The organism is Streptomyces sp. NPDC048434, from assembly GCF_043200375.1.
Taxonomy (GTDB): Bacteria; Actinomycetota; Actinomycetes; order Streptomycetales; family Streptomycetaceae; genus Streptomyces.
This window is the reverse complement of sequence record NZ_JBICXQ010000026.1, coordinates 1-21305: the sequence shown is the minus strand read 5'-3', so window position 1 is coordinate 21305 and position 21305 is coordinate 1. Positions and strand designations below refer to the sequence as shown.

General features: G+C 70.8%; 18 protein-coding genes and 1 pseudogene. 11 read left to right on the top strand and 8 right to left on the bottom strand.

Features of this window, described 5'->3' with window-relative positions:
* The first annotated feature begins 61 nt into the window (after nucleotides 1-61).
* Nucleotides 62-2254 carry an MMPL family transporter gene (locus tag ACGFWI_RS27715; RefSeq protein WP_393908758.1) on the top strand — a complete coding sequence of 731 codons (2193 nt, stop codon included), beginning with the start codon at nucleotides 62-64 and terminating at the stop codon, nucleotides 2252-2254.
* A 63-nt stretch (nucleotides 2255-2317) separates the two neighbouring features.
* Here ACGFWI_RS27715 and ACGFWI_RS27710 read toward each other — a convergent pair whose 3' ends face one another.
* Nucleotides 2318-3193, bottom strand: a complete 876-nt coding sequence (locus ACGFWI_RS27710; RefSeq protein WP_393908757.1) for a serine hydrolase — start codon at nucleotides 3191-3193, stop codon at nucleotides 2318-2320.
* A gap of 308 nt (nucleotides 3194-3501) precedes the next feature.
* On the bottom strand, nucleotides 3502-4158 hold the full coding sequence (locus tag ACGFWI_RS27705; protein ID WP_393908756.1) for a PucR family transcriptional regulator: 657 nt from the start codon (nucleotides 4156-4158) through the stop codon (nucleotides 3502-3504).
* A 604-nt stretch (nucleotides 4159-4762) separates the two neighbouring features.
* On the opposite strand from ACGFWI_RS27705, the gene ACGFWI_RS27700 reads away from it, so the two are divergent.
* The 5 genes from ACGFWI_RS27700 to ACGFWI_RS27680 all read left to right on the top strand — a co-directional run bounded on the left by ACGFWI_RS27700 (nucleotide 4763) and on the right by ACGFWI_RS27680 (nucleotide 12109).
* A complete protein-coding gene (locus tag ACGFWI_RS27700; RefSeq protein WP_393908866.1) occupies nucleotides 4763-5596 on the top strand; it encodes a M55 family metallopeptidase in 834 nt (277 codons plus the stop codon).
* A complete protein-coding gene (locus ACGFWI_RS27695; RefSeq protein WP_393908755.1) occupies nucleotides 5589-6953 on the top strand; it encodes a M20/M25/M40 family metallo-hydrolase in 1365 nt (454 codons plus the stop codon). Before ACGFWI_RS27700 ends, ACGFWI_RS27695 begins: the two co-directional genes overlap by 8 nt.
* A 42-nt stretch (nucleotides 6954-6995) precedes the next feature.
* Nucleotides 6996-9077, top strand: coding sequence for a prolyl oligopeptidase family serine peptidase (locus ACGFWI_RS27690; protein ID WP_393908754.1), 2082 nt, complete (start codon nucleotides 6996-6998; stop codon nucleotides 9075-9077).
* Nucleotides 9074-10006, top strand: a complete 933-nt coding sequence (locus ACGFWI_RS27685) for an LD-carboxypeptidase (RefSeq protein WP_393908753.1) — start codon at nucleotides 9074-9076, stop codon at nucleotides 10004-10006. Before ACGFWI_RS27690 ends, ACGFWI_RS27685 begins: the two co-directional genes overlap by 4 nt.
* 321 nt (nucleotides 10007-10327) lie before the next feature.
* A complete protein-coding gene (locus tag ACGFWI_RS27680; protein WP_393908752.1) occupies nucleotides 10328-12109 on the top strand; it encodes an alpha/beta fold hydrolase in 1782 nt (593 codons plus the stop codon).
* Between the two features lie 119 nt (nucleotides 12110-12228).
* Here ACGFWI_RS27680 and ACGFWI_RS27675 read toward each other — a convergent pair whose 3' ends face one another.
* The 3 genes from ACGFWI_RS27675 to ACGFWI_RS27665 all read right to left on the bottom strand — a co-directional run bounded on the left by ACGFWI_RS27675 (nucleotide 12229) and on the right by ACGFWI_RS27665 (nucleotide 14430).
* The gene (locus ACGFWI_RS27675) at nucleotides 12229-12423 is read right to left on the bottom strand and encodes a ferredoxin (RefSeq protein WP_393908751.1); all 195 of its coding nucleotides are present in this window, start codon (nucleotides 12421-12423) and stop codon (nucleotides 12229-12231) included.
* A gap of 35 nt (nucleotides 12424-12458) precedes the next feature.
* Nucleotides 12459-13646, bottom strand: coding sequence for a cytochrome P450 (locus tag ACGFWI_RS27670; protein ID WP_393908750.1), 1188 nt, complete (start codon nucleotides 13644-13646; stop codon nucleotides 12459-12461).
* Between the two features lie 145 nt (nucleotides 13647-13791).
* A complete protein-coding gene (locus ACGFWI_RS27665) occupies nucleotides 13792-14430 on the bottom strand; it encodes a TetR/AcrR family transcriptional regulator (RefSeq protein WP_393908749.1) in 639 nt (212 codons plus the stop codon).
* A 45-nt stretch (nucleotides 14431-14475) separates the two neighbouring features.
* Here ACGFWI_RS27665 and ACGFWI_RS27660 point away from each other — a divergent pair, with 45 nt between their 5' ends.
* The 5 genes and pseudogenes from ACGFWI_RS27660 to ACGFWI_RS27640 all read left to right on the top strand — a co-directional run.
* Complete coding sequence (locus tag ACGFWI_RS27660) at nucleotides 14476-15387, top strand: DUF2867 domain-containing protein (RefSeq protein WP_393908748.1); 912 nt, start codon at nucleotides 14476-14478, stop codon at nucleotides 15385-15387.
* Between the two features lie 26 nt (nucleotides 15388-15413).
* Nucleotides 15414-16853, top strand: coding sequence for a CoA transferase (locus ACGFWI_RS27655; protein WP_393908747.1), 1440 nt, complete (start codon nucleotides 15414-15416; stop codon nucleotides 16851-16853).
* Nucleotides 16854-16960: 107 nt separating this feature from the next.
* A complete protein-coding gene (locus ACGFWI_RS27650; protein ID WP_393908746.1) occupies nucleotides 16961-17512 on the top strand; it encodes a GNAT family N-acetyltransferase in 552 nt (183 codons plus the stop codon).
* A gap of 13 nt (nucleotides 17513-17525) precedes the next feature.
* Entirely contained in the window at nucleotides 17526-17939 is a 414-nt protein-coding gene (locus ACGFWI_RS27645) for a glyoxalase superfamily protein (protein ID WP_393908745.1), read from the top strand.
* Between the two features lie 20 nt (nucleotides 17940-17959).
* Nucleotides 17960-18046 (top strand): annotated as a pseudogene (locus tag ACGFWI_RS27640) (DUF4287 domain-containing protein); the annotation flags it as partial.
* An 88-nt stretch (nucleotides 18047-18134) separates the two neighbouring features.
* Here ACGFWI_RS27640 and ACGFWI_RS27635 read toward each other — a convergent pair.
* The 3 genes from ACGFWI_RS27635 to ACGFWI_RS27625 form a co-directional block, all read right to left on the bottom strand.
* Entirely contained in the window at nucleotides 18135-19118 is a 984-nt protein-coding gene (locus ACGFWI_RS27635) for a DMT family transporter (protein WP_393908744.1), read from the bottom strand.
* A gap of 148 nt (nucleotides 19119-19266) precedes the next feature.
* Entirely contained in the window at nucleotides 19267-20457 is a 1191-nt protein-coding gene (locus tag ACGFWI_RS27630; protein WP_393908743.1) for an argininosuccinate synthase-related protein, read from the bottom strand.
* A 13-nt stretch (nucleotides 20458-20470) separates the two neighbouring features.
* A complete protein-coding gene (locus ACGFWI_RS27625; protein WP_393908742.1) occupies nucleotides 20471-21196 on the bottom strand; it encodes a 2OG-Fe dioxygenase family protein in 726 nt (241 codons plus the stop codon).
* Nucleotides 21197-21305: the final 109 nt, after the last annotated feature.

Genomic DNA, 21305 nt, shown 5'->3' with positions numbered 1-21305 from the left:
GAACCACCTCGCCATCGGCGAGTTCCACAGGATCGATTCACCACGTAGAGGAGAGCAGCTCATGCTGCCCAAGAGCAAGTCGCGGCCGGGCCGGATCGCGGCCGTCGCCGGCTGGTCCGCACGGCATCGCACGGCGGCGGTCGCCGGATGGCTGGTGCTGGTCGTACTCGCCGTACTGACGGGCGCGATGACCACCGGAGAGGGCGCGTCCGCCGTCGACCCGGGGGAGGCCGGGCGCGCCCAGCAGCGGATCGACGCCCGGCACGGTGGCGACTCCTACCGGGAGAACGTGCTGGTGCAGAGCCGGGATACCGGTGACCGGCGCCGCTTCGCGCAGGACACCCGGCGGGTGGCGGCCGCCGCGGACCTGGTGACCGAGCTGCGCCGGGCCCGGGAGGCCGTGACGGATGTCGGCTCACCACTGGGCGCGGAGGGCGGCCGGTGGGTCTCGCGGGACGGCAGCTCGGGGCTCGTCACCTTCGAAGTCCGGGGCCCGGATGAACAGTTCGCCCGCCATGCGGCCCGGGCGAGGAACGCTGTCACGCTGGTGCAGAAGCGGCATCCCCGCGTGCGGGTCCTCCAGGCCGGGGACGGCAGTCTCTCCGAAGCCGTCAATGACGGGATCAAGGGCGATCTGCAGCACGCCGAGACGATCTCCCTCCCGCTCACCCTGCTGATCCTGCTGGTCGTCTTCGGCTCACTGACCGCCGCCGGGATCCCGCTGTTGATGGCGGGGACCACCGTGGCGGCCGCGTTCGGACTGCTTCAACTGGTGGGCCGGTGGGTGCCGTTCAACAGTGCGGCCTCGGCGATCGTGCTGCTGATCGGGATGGCCGTCGGCATCGACTACTCACTGTTCTCCCTGCGCCGCGTACGCGAAGAGCGGGCCGCCGGCCACGAGTTGCGCGAGGCATTGCGGATCACGGCGGCCACCTCGGGACACGCCGTGGTGGCATCCGGCGTGACGGTGATGGTCTGCATGACCGGGCTGCTGTTCACCGGTGTGGATGTCTTCAAGGGACTGACCGTGGGCACGGTGCTGGTGGTCGGCCTGGCCGTGCTCGGGTCCGTCACGGTGCTGCCCGCGCTGCTGTCCGCACTCGGCGACCGGGTCGACAGGCCCCGCGTCCCCTGGCTCGGCCGGCGACGGGTCATACCGAGGGAGTCGCAGGTCTGGGGGCGGGTGGCGGCGATGGCCGTCCAACGGCCCCTGTTGGCAGGCGTGTCGATGGCTGTCGTCCTCGTGGCCATGGCACTGCCGGCGCTCGGCATGCGGCTGCAGGACGCGGCGGTGACGGCCAGCCTTCCGCCCGGTGCCTCGCTCGCGGTGGATGCCGCACGGGAGATGCAGCGGGCGTTCCCCGGGGCGGCGACCGCTGCGCGGGTCGTCGTCGACCGGCCGGACGGGGCGTCGGCGGACACCCCTGAGGTACGCAGGGCCGTTGACGGTCTCCACCGGCGGGCGGCCGCGAGCGGGGGAGCGCTCCGGGAGCCCATCACCGTGGTGCCGGTCGGCGGGGCCCTGGTGGTCCGGGTGCCGCTGGAAGGCGCTGTCACCGATCCTGCGGCGGATCGTGCCCTGGCCACCCTGCGGGAGCGTGCGCTCCCGGCCACCCTCGGCCCGCCGGCGGGCGTTCGCTATGCCGTCGCGGGGAAGACCGCGATGCCGCACGACTTCGCCCGACAGGTCACCGCCAGGACACCGCTGGTCTTCGGCTTCATCCTCGCCCTGGCGTTCGTCCTGCTGATGGTGGTCTTCCGGTCGTGGACGCTGCCGCTGGTGTCGATCCTGCTGAACCTGCTGTCCATCGGGGCCGCGTACGGGGTGCTGGTCTGGGTCTTCCAGGACGGCCATCTGGAAGCGGCGCTTGGCTTCACGTCCTACGGCGGCGTGGTCAGCTGGCTTCCGCTGTTCATGTTCATCGTGCTGTTCGGGCTCAGCATGGACTACCACATCTTCATCCTGAGCCGGATCAAGGAGAGGCGGCTCGGCGGCGCCGCACCGCGGGACGCCGTCGTCTCGGGCATCGCCGGCAGTGCCGGTGTCGTCAGCAGCGCGGCGCTCATCATGACCGGGGTCTTCACGGTCTTCCTCACGCTGTCGGCCGTCGAGTACAAGATGCTCGGGCTGGGGATGGCACTGGCGGTGCTGCTCGACGCCACCGTGATACGCGGTGTCCTGCTGCCTGCGGCGATGGCGCTGCTGGGCGAGCGCGCCTGGACGCTGCGGCGGGGCGGACGGCCGCGGAGCTGAGGGAACGCCCTGGAGCCGGCCCTCAGGCGCCGTTTCCGGGGCGGTGACGACGCCCGCTGGACGTCACCGCGTCAGATCGCGGTGGACGACCCGGGCGGTGCCCTCGACGGTGTCCACGCCGTAGTCCATGGTGTGGTTTCCGGTGGAGAGGACGGCCATGCCGTAGTCGTGACCGCTGCCGGTGAAGGTGCCGACGCTGTTCACCCGCCAGCCTCCGGTGTCGCGCGGCAGCCAGCCGTTCTTGACGTGGACGGCTGCCGTGGCGGGGGCGCCGGCCGGAACTCCCCAGCGCTGGTCGGGGGCGACCCGGTGCATCAGGTCGAGGGCGTAGCCGCGGGAGGCCGCGGTGAGCACCGTGTTGTCCGTGGTGAGCAGCTGCATCAGCTGGAGCTGGTCGCCGGCGGTGATCTGGGTGAGGCCCCACGCCCCGCCCGCGCCGGGGACGGTGTGCCGCATACCGGCCAGGGACAGGAAGCGCTTGATGCCGGCGGGACCGATCTGGTGCCAGAGCGCGGACGTCGAGGCGTTGTCCGACTTGGTGATCATGGCCTTGGCCAGCTTCATCTCGTGCGGGGTCAGCCCGCGGTGCGCCTCCTGGGCCTGCCGCAGCAGGGCCCCGAGCACGGTGACCTTCACCACGCTCGCCGAGTCGAAGTGGGTGCCGGCCTTGAACTCACAGCGGGTGTGGGTGTGCCGGTCGTAGATCGCCAGCGCCGAGGCGCCCTCGCGCCCGTGGAGGGCGTTGGCGATGTCCTGGGACAGGGCGGGCGCCAGGCCCGGCTTCTGCGAACTGCACACGACCTTGGAGCCGCCCACCGGCGTGCTGGCGGTGCTGGCCGAGGCCGAGGTCGCCGTGGTGAGCGCCGTGAGCAGTGCTCCGGCAGCCACGGCCGCGGCCAGCCCGCGGCGCGTGCAGGTCGAGAGGCGTGATCCGTGCATGAAGGTGGTGTCCTGTCCCGCTGTGTATCGGAGGCCCGCTATGGGGCGGCCGGCCTCGGGCGACCGACGCTGCACCGGGTCTCCGCGGCCGTGCTGCGGCCGGGGTCCCGGTTGAAGGGTCACGGTGACGATACGTGGCGGGGGGTGGGACACCTCGGACAGTTGGGGTGATATGTCCGTATTTGGGCGGTGTCTGGGAGTGTGACTTTCGACAAATCGGACGGCGGGCAGGAATGCGTGGGTGGGGGTGGATGTGGGTGGGGGAACGGGTTCGTGGAGTGGGTGTCGCGGGGCGACGCGGGTGGTTTCTAGGGGCGCGGCAGGGCCTTGCGGGGTTTGGCGGCGGCGCGCGGGCGACGGGTGGCGGCCGCGCGCCGCCGTCGTGCGCCGGCCATCAGCTGGCGGCTGCGGAGTGCCATCTCGATCTCGAAGCGGGTGCGCGGGTCGCGGAGGCGGGCCCCGAACAGCTTCTCCAGCTGGCGCATCCGGTAGCGCACCGTCTGCGGATGGATGCTGAGCGCCTTGGCCACCTCCGGAGCCCCCATGCCGCCGAGCCACGCCAGCAGGGTGGCCTCCAGGCGCTCACACCGCTCCGGCGTCAGTCCCGCGAGCGGGCTCAGATGGCGGGCTATCAGGGTGCGGGACAGTGATTCGTCCTGGAGGAGCAGGAGGGACGAGAGGTGGTCGTCGACGAACACCACGCCGGCCTCGGGGCCGTCGTGCGGGGAGGCCAGGTCCAGTAGCCGGGACGCGGAGCGCACGGACGCGGCGGCCTCGTGCGGCGACACCGCATGACCGACCACGGCGGCGCGATGCCGCAGTACGCCCTTCAGCCTGGCCCGTCCGCTCTTGCCGTCGGCGAGCTGGGCGGGGATCAGCAGGCCCGGTGCCTCGCCCGGCGCACTGACCAGACAGTCGCCCAGTGCGGACGCCACGAGGTGGATGTCGGTGTCCGTGCGCAGCATGATCGCGCGCACCTTTTCGGGTAGCGGCCGGCCGCGTCGAAGTACCTCCTCGATCAGGCGGGTGACCTGCTGGTGACCGCCACGCTCGATGACTTCCCGGAAGCCTGGATTGCGATCGCAAAGCGTTTGAGCGATCAGTTCGGTCAGGATCGCGAGTTGGTCGTCTTCGCTATGGGCCGGGATGTCGCGTAGCGGTAAGGCGTCGTTGAGGGCTTCGCTCACCATTCTGCCTCTGTTTCATCGCGCGGGAAGCTGGTCCAGCCTGTTCTACCCCACCTGGCACGTGCCGTCGGCAGCTGACAGAACTCGTTCGGAAGTCCTTACGGATTCCGTCAGAAGTCCTTCCGCTTTGCGACAGAAACTGTGTGAGATGCGGCGCCACAAGAGCGTACCCCCAGGTTCCGGTTGGAAGGAATCGTGTTGCTGTGACGAAGAAACCGTGATGTCGCCGCCAACGGAACCGTTCTGGAAGGTCTCGGACGGGGTGTCAGTCCGACGGCCCTGGTTAGGCTGGGGCGGCTGTTCGGCCCCTCCGAACGAGATGTGAACGAGTGATGTCAGGAATCGTGCGTACCGCCTCCTAGCTGCGACAGGACTGGTGAATGTGAAGATCCTCATCTCCGCCGACATGGAGGGCGCCACCGGCGTGACCTGGCCCGCCGATGTGCTGCCCGGCACCCCCCAATGGGAGCGCTGCCGCCATATGTTCACTTCCGACGTCAATGCGGCGATTGCCGGATTCTTTGACGGTGGGGCCGACGACGTACTGGTCAACGAGGCGCACTGGACGATGCGCAATCTGCTGCTGGAACAGCTCGACGAGCGGGCGCAGATGCTCACCGGGCGACATAAATCACTCAGCATGGTCGAAGGCGTGCAGCACGGTGATGTCGACGGCATCGCGTTCGTCGGCTACCACACCGGGGCGGGCACCGAAGGCGTCCTCGCGCACACCTACCTCGCCAACACCCTCACCGGTGTCTGGGTCGACGGCACCCGCGCCAGCGAGGGCCATCTCAACTCCCTCGTGGTCGCCGAGTACGGCGTACCGGTGGTGCTGGTCACCGGCGACGACCGCACCTGTCAGGACGCGCTGGGCTACGCCCCGCAGGCGCCCGGTGTGGCGGTCAAGGACTATGTGTCGCGCTATGCGGCGGTGTGCCGGCCGCCGGCCCGTACGGCGGCCGAGATCCGGGCCGCGGCCTGCAAGGGAGCGGCGCTCGCGGTGCGCCATGAACCGTCCCGGAGCGGGCCGTTCCGGGTCGAGTTGGAGTTCGACGCCGAGCATCTGGTGGGCGCGGCGACCTGCGTACCCGGCGTGGAGCGCACAGGGGAGCGCCGTGTCGCGTATACCGGTCAGGACATGTACGAAGCCATCCGGTGCTTCAAGGCGGTCACCACCGTCGTGTCGTCCGCCGTGGAGGAACAATATGGCTGAGCGTGAGAAGGGCGGGGAACCGGGAACTGAGCAGGCCGTCGGCGTGGACCGGCAGGCGCTCGACGAGGTGGTGCGGTTCACCTCCGAACTGATCCGGATCGATACCAGCAACGCCGGTGACGGCGCCTGCCGGGAACGGCCGGCCGCCGAGTACGTCGCCGAGCGGCTGGCCGAGGCCGGGCTGACGCCGACGCTGCTGGAGCGCAGCGCGGGCCGTACGAATGTGGTCGCCCGTATCGACGGCACCGACCCCGGGGCCGACGCCCTGCTGGTGCACGGCCATCTGGACGTGGTCCCCGCCGAGCCCGCCGACTGGAGCGTGCACCCCTTCTCCGGGGAGGTCCGCGACGGCGTGGTCTGGGGCCGGGGCGCCATCGACATGAAGAACATGGACGCGATGGTGCTCGCCGCCGTACGGCAGTGGGCCCGCAGCGGGGTGCGGCCGCGGCGTGACATCGTGCTGGCCTTCACCGCGGACGAGGAGGCCAGCGCCGAGGACGGCTCGGGTTTCCTGGCCGACCGGCACGCCGAGCTCTTCGAGGGCTGCACCGAAGGCATCAGCGAGTCCGGAGCCTTCACCTTCCACGCGGGCGGCGGGATGCGGCTGTACCCGATCGCGGCGGGGGAGCGCGGCACGGCCTGGCTCAAGCTGACCGCCCAGGGCCGGGCGGGGCACGGCTCGAAGGTCAACCGCGACAACGCCGTCAGCCGGCTGGCCGCGGCCGTGGCCCGGATCGGCGAGCACGAGTGGCCGGTCCGGCTCACCCCGACCGTGCGGGCCGCCCTCCGCGAACTCGCCGCGCTGCACGCCGTCGAGGTGGATGTCGACTCGCCGCGCTTCGATGTCGATGCGCTGCTCGGCAAGCTCGGCCCGGCCGCCAAGCTGGTCGAGCCGACCGTCCGCAACAGTGCCAATCCGACGATGCTGTCGGCCGGTTACAAGGTCAATGTGATCCCGGGATCCGCCGTCGCCCATGTGGACGGCCGGGTGGTTCCCGAGGGCGAGGCGGAGTTCCGTACGACCATGGACGAGCTCACGGGACCCGACGTGCGCTGGGAGTACCACCACCGCGAGGTCGCGCTGCAGGCCCCGGTCGACTCCCCGGCCTATGCCGCGATGCGGGCCGCGATCGAGCGGTTCGACCCCGACGGCCATGTCGTGCCCTACTGCATGTCCGGCGGCACGGACGCCAAGCAGTTCTCCCGGCTGGGCATCACCGGCTATGGTTTCTCGCCGCTCAAAATGCCCGAGGGGTTCGACTACCAGGCGCTCTTCCACGGCGTGGACGAGCGTGTGCCGGTCGAGGGACTGCACTTCGGCGTCCGGGTGCTCGATCACTTCCTGCGCACGGTCTGACCGGCCGGCGCCTCGTCCGACGGTGGAGGAGAGGAACTGCACATGGTGACCACAGCTCCGTACGGCAGCTGGGCATCCCCGATGGACGCCCGGACGGTCGCCGCGCACGACGGCCGGCCGGCCTTTGTGGGTGTGGTCGGCGACGAGGTGTGGTGGACGGAACCGCGGCCCGCCGAGGGCGGCCGGCGGGCACTGGTCCGCCTGCGGCCGGACGGCGCCGAGGAGTCGGTGCTGCCCGCGCCCTGGAACGTCCGCAGCCGGGTGCTGGAGTACGGCGGCCAGCCCTGGGCCGGCACGGTCACCGAGCACGGACCGCTGGTCGTCTTCAGCAACTTCGCCGACCAGCGGCTGTACGTCTGCACGCCGGACAGCGGCGACGCCCCGCGCCCGCTCACCCCGCTCTCCGGCGCCGGTGCCGGACTGCGCTGGGTCGATCCGGTGCTGCGCCCGGAGCTCGGCGAGGTGTGGTGTGTCCTGGAGGAGTTCACGGGCGACCGGCCGACCGACGTGCGCAGGGTGATCGCCGCCGTGCCGCTCGACGGTTCGGCCGCCGAACACCGCGCCTCCGTAAGAGAGTTGAGCGATGACCGGCACCGCTTTGTGACCGGGCCGCGGATCTCGGCGGACGGGCGACGGGCCGCATGGCTCGCCTGGGACCATCCCCTGATGCCCTGGGACGGCACGCTGGTGATGGTGGCCCGGATCACCGGCAGGGGCGAGTTCGAGGACATCCGGCCGCTCGTCGGCGACCTCGGCACCGGCGCGGCGGACGGCGGCGCGAGCGGCGAGTCCGTCGCGCAGATCGAGTGGGCGGCCGATGGCTCGCTGCTCTTCGTCTCGGACCTCAGCGGCTGGTGGGAGGTGCAGCGGATCGATCCCGACGGTGGGGGGCGCCCCGCGCGAGCCAGGCCGAGTGCGGGAAAGGCGCCGAGGCCGGGGGAGGACGACGTCGTGGTGGCGAGCCGCGGCCTGTGCCCGTCCCGGCAGGAGGAGTTCGGCGGGCCGCTGTGGAACGTCGGGCAGCGCTGGTTCCTGCCCCTGGAGAACGGCACCCTCGCGGTGATCCACGGCCGCGGCTCCACCACCCTGGGCATCCTCGACCCGGTGAGCGGCGAACTCGTCGACTCCGCGGGCCCGTGGACGGAATGGGCGCCCACCCTCGCCGTGCACGGCAGCCGCGTCCTGGGCATCGCCGCCGGCCCGCACAGCTCGTACGAGATCGTCGAGCTGGACACCTGCACCGGACGCACCCGGGTGATCGCCTGCCGGCACACCGACGTCCTGGACCCGGCCTACCACCCCCGGCCGCAGAGCCGTACCTTCACCGGCCCCGACGGGCGGGACATCCACGCCCACATCTATCCGCCGCACAGCCCCGACCACCGGGGGCCCGACGGCGAGCTGCCGCCGTTCGTGGTGTGGGCACACGGCGGCCCCACCGGCCATGCCCCGCTGGTGCTCGACCTGGAGATCGCCTACTTCACCTCACGGGGCATCGGTATCGCCGAGGTCAACTACGGCGGTTCGACCGGCTACGGCCGGGAGTACCGCGAGCGGCTGCGCGGCCAGTGGGGTGTGGTGGACGTCGAGGACTGTGCGGCCGTCGCCGCCGCCCTGGCCGACGAGGGCACCGCCGACCGCGCCCGGCTGGCCATCCGCGGCGGCAGCGCCGGCGGCTGGACCGCCGCCGCCTCGCTGACCGCCACCGACCTCTACGCCTGCGGCACCATCAGCTATCCGATCCTGGACCTGACCGGCTGGGCCACCGGCGAGACCCATGACTTCGAGTCGCAGTATCTGGAATCGCTGGTCGGTCCGTTCGCCGAGGTGCCCGACCGCTACCGCGAGCGCTCGCCGCTGCACCGCGCGGACCGGATCGCCGCACCGTTCCTGCTGCTCCAGGGCCTGGACGATGTGATCTGCCCGCCCGTGCAGTGCGAACGCTTCCTCGCCGAGGTCGCCGGGCGGGGTATACCGCACGCCTATCTGGCCTTCGCCGGGGAGGGGCACGGATTCCGCCGGGCGGACACCATCGTGCGCGCCGTGGAGGCCGAACTCTCCCTCTACGCCCAGGCCTTCGGCCTCGCCCGCAGCGATGTCCCGGTGCTGGAGCTGCGCGGATGACGGCGGCGGAGCCGGTCCGGCCGCCGCGGCTGCGGCCCGGCGACCGGGTGGCGGTCGTGGCACCCAGCGGTCCCCTCGCGCCGGAGCGGCTGGACCGCGGGCTGGACGTCCTGCGGGGCTGGGACCTCGACCCGGTCGCTGCGCCCCACGCCAGGGACACCCACACCACCCTGCGCTACCTGGCCGCCTCCGACGAGGAGCGGGCCCGCGACCTCCAGGAGGCGTGGTGCGACCCCCGCGTCAAGGCGGTGTTCGCGGCACGGGGCGGCTATGGCGCCCAGCGGATGGTCGAGCTGCTGGACTGGGAGGCCATTCGGGCCGCGGCGCCCAAACCACTGATCGGCTTCAGCGATGTGACGGTGCTGCACGAGGCGTTCGCGGTGCGCGCCGGGGTGTCCACCCTGCACGGGCCGGCCGTTGCGGGTGAGGTCTTCCTCAAGGACGACGCCACCCGCGAGCATCTGCGGCGCACCCTCTTCGCACCGGAGACCGTCCAGGCCCTGGTAGCGCCGTCCGCCCGACCACTGGTGCCCGGACGGGCCCGCGGGATCACCCTCGGCGGCTGTCTGACCATGCTCGCCACCGAGTTGGGCACCCCGCGGGCCAGGCGCGGCGCGGCGGGCGGCCTCCTGCTGCTGGAGGACATCGGCGAGCCGCCGTACCGCCTCGACCGGGCGCTGACCCAACTCCTGCGCGCCGGCTGGCTGGACGGTGTGGCCGGCATCGTGCTCGGCTCCTGGGCCCGCTGCGGTCCCTACGACCAGGTGCGCGCGGTGCTGACGGACCGGCTGGGCGGGCTCGGGGTGCCGGTGGCCGAGGAGTTCGGATTCGGGCACGGCGAGTCCGCGCTGACCATGCCGCTGGGCGTCCGCGCTGAGCTGGACGCGACGGCCGGCACGCTGACCTTCGAGGGGCCGGCGACCGTGTGAGCAGGCGGCGGGGCCGGTATCGCCGTGGGTGACCGGCCGCGCGCCATCGATGGCCGCCCGTCCGGGGCGCACCGGTCACCAATGCTTGAACTGATGCGTCGTCATGAAGACTCCCGTCAGGGCGGTTTGAGGTGCAGACCGCACCGCACCGCCCGGGAGACGGCGCTGAACTGACGTCCTAACAGAGACTCGCGTCAGGTCCGTTGACATCCCGATACCCGTGTCACAGCATGAGCGCGCCGCTACCGACTGGTTGGTACGACGTGTGTGGAGGTCTTCGTGCCCAGCGTGTCCCGAGGCGGGTCCCGCCCCGTACTCCGCATGTCCCTCGCCCTGCTGGCCGGCTCCGCCCTCGCCGCCCCCCTCGTCCTGAGCGCCCCCGCGGTCGCCGCCGCCGACCCGTACACCGTCACCGCACTGAAGGTCACCGTCCGGGCCGGTGACCGCAAGTGCACCCTCGACACGGACGTCTACCGCCCGGCCGGCGCCGACGCCGCCCACCCGGCGCCCGCCGTGCTGACCACCAACGGCTTCGGCGGCAACAAGGCGGACGGCCCGACCGACGCCCTCGCCAAGGCCTTCGCCGCACGCGGCTATGTGGCGCTGGCCTACTCCGGACTCGGCTTCGGCAAGACCGGCTGCCCGATCTCCCTCGACGACCCCAGGATCGACGGTCAGGCGGCAAGCGGGCTGGTCGACCTGCTGGCCGGTGCCCGTACGGCCGATGACGGGACGCGTATCGACTACGTCGCCAAGGACGGGACGGGCGATCCGCGGGTCGGCATGATCGGCGGGTCCTACGGCGGGGCGGTGCAGCTGGCCACCGCCGCGGTCGACCACCGGGTCGACGCGCTGGTCCCGCTCATCACCTGGAACGACCTCTCCTACTCCCTCGACCCCAACAACGCGGGCCGCACGCACGGCGTCACCGGACCGCTGCCCGGTGCGTACAAGTGGCAGTGGACGGACGGGTTCTTCCTGATCGGCGAGGCGCAGGGGCTGCTGCATCCGGGCCTCGACCCGTCACGGACCGGCGGTGCCGGCTGTCTGCACTTCGTCGCGCGGGCCTGCGACACCAAGCGGCTGCTGGATTCCGGCAGATACCCGGCCGAGCGGACCCGTGCCGTGCTCACCTATGCGCGCAGTGTCTCCCCGGTCTCGTACCTGGCGTCGGTCAAGGCGCCGACGCTGCTGGTCCAGGGGCAGGACGACACCCTGTTCAACCTCAACGAGGCCGCCGCCACCTACCGGACCCTGGCCGCACAGGGCACCCCGGCCAAGATGATCTGGCAGGCCTGGGGCCACAGCGGCGGGATGAAGAAGCCGGCGCAGGGCGAACTCGACCTGGCGCGGGGCAACCTGGACAGCAGCTATGCCGGGCGGCGGATCCTTGCGTGGTTCGACCGGTATCTGCGCCACCGGACGGCGACCGGCACCGGCCCGGCCTTCGCTTACTACCGGGACTGGGCGGCCGGCGGGTCCGCCTACGCCACCTCGCCCCGCTTCCCGGTGGGCGGCAGCCGGCGGCTGTACCTCTCCGGGGACGGCAAGCTCGTCGGCCGTCGCAGCGAGGTGGCGCGCGGCAGCCGGGAGTACCGCAATCTGCGGATGGCCACCAGCCACTCGGAGAGTTCGCTGACCGGGCTGCTCGGCCTGCCGGACGCGGCGCCGTACGACGCCAGGGGCACCTATCTGGACTGGACATCGGCGCCGGTGGCGGGCGGGCCGGTGGATGTGGTGGGTGCGCCCGAGGTGACGCTGAAGGTTTCCTCCCCGCAGGCCGAGCGGGTGCAGAACTCCTCGGACGCGGCCGACAAGCTGGTCCTCTTCGCCAAGCTCTACGACGTCGCGCCGGACGGCAGCAAGACGCTGGTACACCGGTTGGTGGCCCCGGCCCGGGTGCCCGATGTGACCCGGAGGTTCACCGTGGAACTGCCGGGCATCGTGCACCGATACGAGCCGGGGCACCGACTGCGCCTCGTCCTCGCCGCGAGCGACGACGCCTATGCGGGCAATCGAGGGGAGAAGCCGGTGACGGTCAGCAGCACGCCCGAGGACACCGGAGTACTCGAACTGCCCGTCACACAAGGGGTGTTGCGGTAGCGGATGGGGTGGATGCCGTAGGGGCAAGAAGGAGGGCGGAGGGTGCCGGGCGCGCCGCGGGCGCCGGGTGTCAGCCGGGAGCCGCGCGCGTCAGCCGGGTCGTCCGCGAAGGTGGTGGCTCAGTCGTCCGTGACCGTGATGGCCTGCACGGGGCAGGCACGGGCGGCCTCTCGCACCAGCGGGTCGCCCGCGCCGTCCTCACGGCCGGGCAGCAGGGCGCTGAAACCGTCGTCGTCCTGGGTGAACACTCCCGGTGCGGTCAGGGCGCACTGGCCGGCGCCGATACAGGTGTCGGTGTCGATGGTGATCCGCATCCCGGACCCCTTTCGTTCGTCTGCCGTCCTGGCTGCTACCAGGCCAGCGGCAGTTCGATCATTCCTTGCAGTGTGTCGCCCGGCTTGAAGGGGACCTCGGCGGCCGGGACGGCGAGCCGCAGGTCCGGGATCCTGGTGAACAGCGAGCGCAGCGCGATCTCCATCTCGGCGCGGGCGAGGTTCTGCCCCAGACACTGGTGGATGCCGAAGCCGAATGCCACGTGGTGGCGGGAGGAACGGTCGAGGTCCAGCTCGTCCGGCGACGGATAGGCGGCCTCGTCGCGGTTGATCAGCGACGTGGGGAACAGGACGCCGTCGTCGGCGCGGATGAGCTGTCCGCCGATCTCGATGTCCTCCTTGGCCACCCGCAGCATGCCGTCCGCGATGGACAGGAACCGCAGCAGCTCCTCGACGGCGGTCGGCATCAGGCCCTCCTCGGCCTTCAGCTGCGCCAGCTGCCCGGGGTGTTCGAGCAGCGTGAAGGTGCCGAGCGAGATCATGTTGGCGGTGGTCTCATGGCCGGCCACCAGCAGGATCATGGCGAGCCTGACCAGGTCGTCATGGGCGAGTGCGCCGGCCCGCAGCCGCTCCTCGATCAGTTCGTCCAGCAGTCCGTCGCCCGGGTTCTTCTCCTTGTGGGCGATCAGCTCGGTGAAGTACTCCTCCAGCTTGATCCGGGCGTCCTCCGCCTCCTTGGCCGTACGGCTGCGCAGGAGCCGGCGGGATTCCCCCTCGAAGAACTCGTGGTCGGAGTACGGGACGCCGAGCAGCGAGCAGATCACCATCGAGGGGACCGGCAGCGCGAACGCGGCGACCAGCTCGGCGGGCGGGCCCTCGGCCAGCATCCGGTCGAGCAGCTCGTCGACGATCCGGTGGATCTCCGGTCGCAGCGCGGCGACCCGCTTCACGCTGAAGCTGGGGATCAGCATCCGGCGCTGGGTGTTGTGCTCCGGGTCGTCGACCCCGATCAGCGGGGTCCTGACCTGGCGGATCGCGGCGAAGCGCTCGACCGGCATCGGGAAGGCCGGGTTCTGCCGGTCGGAGGAGAGCCGCTGGTCGCTCAGCAGCGCCCGCGCCTCGCTGTGGCCGGTTACGGCCCACACCTTGCGGCCGTCGTAGAGCGCGACATGTGTCAGCGGGCCGGTCTCCCGCAGAGGCTGATAGCCGGTGGGCGGGTGGTAGGGGCAGGTGCGGTCCTGAAAGTAAGAGATGGCTTCGGTCACGGAATTCCTCCCGTACGAGGAGCTCAAGTGGGTCGAGCTGCTCGGATGTGAGATGTCAATGCTGAAGCGCGCCGTGTTCGCCGCGCCGATCTCACCTCATGCCTCCGATGCCAGGCACGTCTACGCGCAGTTCGGCCAATTTCGCTCAGGTTCGCTCATTTTCGGAACCATCACCTCCGTTCAGCGGCCGTACGAGGGTCTCGATCACCCCGTCCAGATAGCGGTCGCGCGCGGCGCCGGCCGGCAGGCTCTGCGGGACGGCGTGCCCGAGCTGGGTGTGCCCGAGGTAGGCGGTGTACGCCAGCAGGCCGCGGTGACCGGCCTCGTCCTCGGGAAAGCCCAGCTCCGCGAAGAGCGTGGCGAGATAGCCGATGCGCCGGGCGGTCACCCGGGCGAGCGCGGCGGCCACCCGCGGGTGGGCGGCGGTCGCCAGCAGCGAGACGTCCCGCGGGTCCGCTGCGGACCAGCTCGTGGCCCGCAGGAGCAGCCGTCGCAGCCGCTCGCCGGGGTCGGGTTCGGCCGCCACCTCGGTGATCACGGCCTCCGTGCCGACCTCTTCCCAGCGCTCCAGCGCGGCCTCGATCAGCGCGTCCCGGTTGGTGAAGTGCCAGTAGAAGCTGCCCTTGGTGGTGCCCAGCCGGGCGGCCAGCGGCTCCACGGCCACCGCGGCGAGCCCGCCCTCGCCCATGGCCGTCAGCGCGGCATCGGCCCAGTCCTGGGCGGTCAGCCGCTGTCGTGCGCCGCTGTTGCGGGGTGCCTTCGCTCGCTGTGGGGCCATATCCATACGGTACCGTACGGTCAAACATACGCCACCGTATGGAGGTGCCCCGTGCGTGCCGTTCGTGCCGTCCGTGCCGTCAGAGATGTCCATGCCCGCACCGTCCCCGCCCCGGCCGCGACCGTCGGGGCCCTGCTCGACCGGCTCGGCGGCGAGGACGATCCGCTCTTCCCCACGCCCGCCTGGCCGCCGATGCGCTTCGACCGCCCGCTGGGCGTCGGCGCCGACGGCGGGCACGGTTTCGTCCGCTACCGCGTCGCCGCATACGAGCCGGGCAGACGCCTCCGCTTCGACTTCACCGACGGAGGGACCGGATGGCACGAAGCCACCGTGCATCCGCTGGGCCCCGGCAGCTGCCGGGTGGAACACGTCCTGGAGAGTCAACTCCCGCTGTTCCGGCGTCTGATGTGGTCACTGGTGATCCGCCCCGTGCACGGCACGGTCGTGGAGGAGCTCCTCGACAACATCGAACGGGCGGCCACCGGCCGGGTGCCGGCCCCGGCCCGCCGTTCCTCCCGGGTACGCCTGCTCCACCGTCTGCTCTGGGATCGGCCCCGGGCCGTCCCCCTCCCCGGCACGGCTCGCCTGGCGCACGGCGCCTTCCCGCGAACGGACTTCCAGGACGCCTGGCAACTGGAGCTGCGGCCCGGTATGCCACCGGAACCGGAGGCCTGGCAGGGCGTGCTGCGCGGGGCCGCCTTCCCCGTCGTCGGGCGCACGGACCACGAGATCCTGCTCGGTGGCGACACCCGTCAACTGGGGTTCCGCGCCTCGATACATGTCGCGGACGGCCGGGTCACGCTCGGCACCGTCGTCCGCCTCCACCGTGCGGGCGGCCGCCTCTACTTCGCCGTCGTACGCCGTTTCCACCCGTTCATGGCCCGCCTGATGCTGCGCCGCTTCCACCGCCGACTGGCGCTCGCCGCACCGAGCGCGGGGGAGCGGGAGGCGCCGCGGGCATGATCCGGGCCCCGTGCCACACTGCCGCGATGGGGCAACGACACGGCGGTGGGCGCGGCGGCGGTACGGACCTGGCCTGGGCGGCCCTGGCCGGCGACCCGGCACTGACGCAGCGGATCACGTACGGCGGTCCCCCCGATTTGCTGCCGGCCCGGCTCCCGGTCATGTCGCTGGCCCGGTCCACGGTCGCGGTCTGCGCGCTGGCCGCGGCCGAACTGACGGCCCGGCGCACCGGCGGTCCGGTGCCCGCCGTACGGGTCGACGACGGCGCGGTGGCCACCGCCTTCGTCAGCGAGCGCCATCTGCGGGTCGACGGCCGTGCCTGCTCGGCCTTCGCACCGCTCTCCCGCTTCTGGCGCACCGCCGACGGCTGGGTACGGACTCACGCCAACTACCCGCACCACCGCGCCCGGTTGCTCCGCGCGCTCGGCCTCCCCGAGACCGTCGAGGCGGCCGGCGTCGAGACCGAGCTGTCCGGCCGCCGGGCCGAGGAGATCGAGGAGACGGTCTGCGCCGCGGGCGGGCTGGCCGTCGCCGCCCGCACCCCCGAGGCTTGGACCGCCCACCCACAGGGCGCCGCCGTGGCCGCCCACCCGCTGCTGACCCTCGCCCCCCTCGGCGACGCATCCGCCCGCCCGCTGCCACCGCTCGTCGGCACACCGACTCTCCCGGCCGCCGGGCTGCGGGTGCTCGATCTGACCCGGGTGATCGCCGGGCCGGTCGCCACCCGCACGCTGGCACTGCTCGGCGCGGACGTCCTGCGGATCGACGCCCCGCAGCTGCCGGAGAGTCAGGACGCCCACAGCGACACCGGCTTCGGCAAGCGGTCCGCCGCGCTCGACCTCGGCTCGCCCGCCGGCCGCGCAACCTTCGCGGAGCTGCTCTCCCGCGCGGACGTGGTGGTGACCGGCTACCGTCCGGGCGCACTCGACCGCTTCGGCCTCACCCCCGAGGCGCTGGCCGCACGCCGCCCGGGTCTGGTGGTGGTCCGGCTCTCCGCCTGGGGCGACGACGGGCCCTGGGGCGGCCGGCGCGGCTTCGACAGCGTGGTGCAGGTGGCCACCGGGATCGCCGACCTCGAAGCGGACGCGGACGGCACCCCCGGCGCACTGCCCGCCCAGGCGCTCGACCACGGCACCGGCTATCTGCTGGCGGCGGCCGTGTTCCGCGCACTGACCGAACAGTCCCGGACCGGCGGCTCGTTCCTCGCCACCCTCGCCCTGGCCCGTACCGCACGCTGGCTGATGCACGACCTGGCGGCCGACGGCGAACGGCACACCGCCCCCGGGACACCCGGACCGGAACCGGAAACACCCGGCGCCTACGACCCCGCGCACCACCTCCGTGAAACCGACGGCACCCTCGGCCTCCTCCGCCACGCCCTCCCACCCGTCTCCTTCGACGGCGCACCGGCCACCTGGGCAACCCCGCCCGGCCACTGCGGCACGGATGCGCCGGTGTGGCGGTAGGGCCGGCTCATGGCCGGTGTGGCAGGAGGGCCGTTCTTACGGGCCAGGCGGTACGGGGCGCGGGCAAACCGCTGGCTCCCCGCCCGCCCCCTCCGTACGATCTTCCGGTGACGACCAACGACCGCTACCTCGCACGTGGCCCCCGGGTGGGCATCCGGCACTTCACCGCCGCCGACCGGGAAGAGTTCACCGCGTTGGCCCGGGAGAGTGCGGAGCTGCACCGGCCCTGGCTCTTTCCGCCGGCCGAGGACGCTGCCTACGACGGCTATCTGCACCGGCTCCAGGAGCCGGAGCGCGAGGGTTTCCTGATCTGCGAGCTCACCGACGGCCGGATCGCCGGCTACCTCACGATCAACAACATCGTGCACGGCGCCTTCCGCTGCGGCGCGATCGGCTACGGCGCCTTTGCGCACGCCGCCGGGCGGGGGCTGATGAGCGAGGGGCTGCGGTTGGTCCTGCACCATGCCTTCGGGGCGATGGGGCTGCACCGGCTGGAGGTCAATGTCCAGCCGGCCAACGAACGGTCGATCGCCCTGGTCAGGCGGGCCGGGTTCCGGCTGGAGGGGTTCTCCCCTGACTTCCTCTTCATCGGCGGCGCCTGGCGCGACCACGAACGCTGGGCGATCACCGCCGAGATGGTCGCCGGGGAAGGCGTGTGATTCCCTGTCCGCCATGGACATCGTCTTCCGGCGCACCGTGCCGGTCTTCCGGATCTTCGACGTGGCCAAGGCCCATGAGTTCTATGTCGACTACCTCGGCTGCACGGTCGACTGGGAACACCGCTTCGAGCCCGGAATGCCGCTCTACACCCAGGTGTCGCGCGGTGACCTCGTGCTGCATCTGTCGGAGCACCACGGCGACGCGACCCCCGGCTCCACGCTCTACACGGAGCTGAGCGGGGTGCGCGCGCTCCATGCCGAGCTGGCCGCCAAGGCCTATCCGTATCTGCGGCCCGGACTGGAGCAGGACGAGATCGGGACCTCGCTCACGCTGACCGATCCCTTCGGGAACCGGCTGCGCTTCAACGAGCCGGACGCCGGCGCGCAGCCGTCCGACGGGGCCCGGGTTCAGAGCCTGTCTCTTTGAGCCGGCGCTACCCATCTGCCATGACGGAAACCGTGAAGGGCCCCGCCGGCTACTTTCCGTCGATCGAGAAGAAGTACGGCCGGTCGAGAGCCGAGTGGAAGGACCTGTGATCACCAACTGGGCAGGCCCATCCGATCAATTGACCAACCCTCCAAAGAGACACGCTCCAGGTGGGCAGGGCCACCGTCGCGTCAGTCATCCCGCCACCGACCGGCCTTCTGCCGCTGGTTCGGGAAGGCTTGCGGCGAGTGCGGCGGGCTCGTTCTTTTCCCGTGCCTCCCGTGCCTCCCGGTGCTTCCGCTCGATGCGCTGCCCCCATCCGGCTCCTACGAGGATCAAGGCCGCACCCATCACGCCGTAGAGCCCCAGGCGGTCGCCGCCGAGGAGGACGCCGACGAGGAGCGCCCAAATCGGCTCGGTGCCCAAGAGCAAACTGACACGGGACGGCGAGGTTTTCCGCACTGCCCACATCTGGACGAAGAAGGCGAAGACCGTGCCGATCAGGGCCAGGTACAGCAGGACGAGCCAGAGACCGGGGTCGAGCCGGGAAGCCACCGTCCACGCGGAGTCCCCCACCAGCGGACTGATTGCGCAGAACAACACTGCCGCTGTCGTCATCTGCACATAGGTGAGGTTGAGCGAGTCGTACTGCTTTCCGGCCGACCTCCGGTGCATCACCGTGACATGAACGGCACGTGCCGCCGCTGCGGCCAATACCAGCCAGTCCCCTGCACTTGGGGGGCGCAGCCCGGTTCCGGAGGCCAGGAGGCCGACGCCGACGACTGCCGCGGTAGCGGCGATGAAGAACTGCGGCGGAAGCCAGGACCTGCCTACGGCGCTGTCCAGGATGGGGGTCATGACAATGGTGAGACTGATGATGAGCCCAGCGTTTGTCGCACTGGTGTGCGCGATGCCGAAGGTCTCGAATAGGAGGACCACCGCCAGGAGGACACCGAGGAGTATCCCTGTGGCCACTTCGTCACGTCTGGCGGCGCGCAGCCTACGGAGACAGACGGGCAGCAATGCCACCACCGTCACCGCGAAGCGGAGCGCCAGAACCGCGATCACCGTGCTGGGTGTGACGAGTTCCTTCGCGGCGAGGTAGGTGGAGCCCCAGACGGCCGCGACCGCCAGCAGAAGGATGTCCACCACCCGGATGCGTGATTGGTTTGCGAGCATGGTTGTGCTCTTTCATGAATGGCACCGGTGCTCCTGAGCCGCGAACCAGCGGGACGGCCCTTAGCTCGGGAGCTCGGGCGTGATGGGGAGGTGCGGCTGGGGCCTGGTCGTCGTTGGCCACCAGGCCCCAGCCGCACCGGGCAGAAGCTCAGACGAGCTGATACGGCGCGTGCTCCACGTGGATCGAGAACTTCTCCCAAGCCTCGCGATCGCGGAGATAGCGCGGCTCATCGGCGGTGATCGAGCGGGTCTCGGCCCCGCCAGGAGTCAGCCTCCACCGCACGTATCCACTCACCCGCACCGCACAGATGTCGATGAAGGACTGAAGCGCCTGGTGCAGCTCACCGAACCAGCGGCCTTCCAGCGATTCACGCACCCAGAGCTGTTCCAGATGCATCTTCTCGCGCATCGTCTCGGCCTCCAGGGTGGCGGATTCCAGATGCCGGTAAGTGCGCAGCAGCAGCCAGGCCGCCGGCATCTCCCGGATTTCCAGGACCTTTTCGCCGTTGTCGAGATGCTCCAGACCGCTGTAGCGGCCGATCCCGTACGCCCCTACGCGGGAATTGAGCTCGGCGATGAGTTCGAGCAGGGGCAGCTCCACCCCGTCGACACTCACAGGTACGCCCTCACGGAAGTGCACTTCGAGGGTCTCGCCGGACATCTCCGGCTGCCTGGCACTCCACTGATACATGTGCTCAGGCACCGCATGGTCTTCGGGATCGTCGAGGATGCCGGATTCGAACTCACGGCACCACAGGTTCGAGTCGCCGGAGACGATGCGCTCGCTCATCTGGTCCAGGCCCACAGCCTTGAGTTCCTGGATCTTCTGGTCGCGGTCCACCGGGTCAAGATCGTAGGGGCTGCCGTACTGCCCGGAGTAGCCCAGCAGCGCGAGGGCTCCGTTCAGCCGCCGCAGCGTATTCTGCGAGCGGTTCGCGGTGTGCAAGAGGGCTACGGCCCCAAGTTCTTGAGCCAGTCCCACGGCGAGACGGGCGATAAGGGGGCGGCTCAATGTCGAACTGACCGGGTGAGTGTCGAGGTAGACCGCCTGGGCTGCGATAGCAGGCCGGACGAATTCCTCCACGAACGCCTGGCGTCCGTCAATGATGTGCAGGCGGGCGCCGAGTTCGTCCGCGATGCGCTGCTTGTGTTCGCTGCTCTCGTCTTCGCCGAGATTGACGCTCACCGCGTGAATGTCCCGGTACCCCGCCTGCTTCAACCGGAGCAGCAGGTAGGTGCTGTCCAAGCCGCCGCTGAACAGGGTGACGACGGGCCGGTCCGGATCCAATACCCCAGGTGTGAGCTGCCGGAAGGAACGGATGATCTGTCCTTGAATCAAGGTGGTTCCCTGGTCAGTTCTGGATACGGGTGAACATGGCGATAAGAACGTCCCGGTGGCCTCGGCCGCCGGCGACGGATGGGCTGAGCGGAGTCACGCTGTGCAGAAGCCGCTCGTCGTCCGCGAACAGGAACTCGCCCGGCTCGGACAGCACGACCTCCTCCAGGCACTCTTGAGTCTTCGCGTCATAAACCGCGCTGGCTCCGCCGTTGATGGAATTCCGGTCGATCAGCAAGGTCAGCACGAAGTCGACACCGTCACGGTGCATCCCCTCGGGCGTGGGCTGTCCGTCTTCATCACTCCGGGCAAGGATGCGGTTCTGGAAGGTCTGAATTTTCCAGGTGGCTTCTCCCACGGTCTGCGACAGCGAGCCGGCGCACCATTGGAAGACCGACCGCAGGACGGGGCTGTCTGCGACATGCGCTTCGAAGGGGTCGAAGTGCCGCTCGATTCCCCCGTTCAGGTAGTTGACCTCCATCGTCTGCGAGTAGGGCACGTGAGCCAATAAGGCCATGCTGTCGTCGGCGGTGTCGTACGAGAATTCCGAATAGCGGCGCTCACGATAGGTGCCGCCATCGGCCATGTAGCCGTCCTGGCTCAAGTTGTTCCAGCTGTCAGCGAATTGCTTCCACTCGGCGCTCTGCAGGAGCTGTGCATCGAGCACCGTGCTGAGCTTCCCGTGGATGTACCCCTGACTCTTCAGGGACATCACGGGCGTGGGAGTGACGGGTTCGTTCATCGTTGATCCTCTAATGGCAATACCGGTGATTTAGGTTGTTTTCCGGCTGGCAGGTCTGGTCTTGGTCGGGCCGACCAGCGTCGCGCGGGGAGTGTCCGGCCGAGCCGGG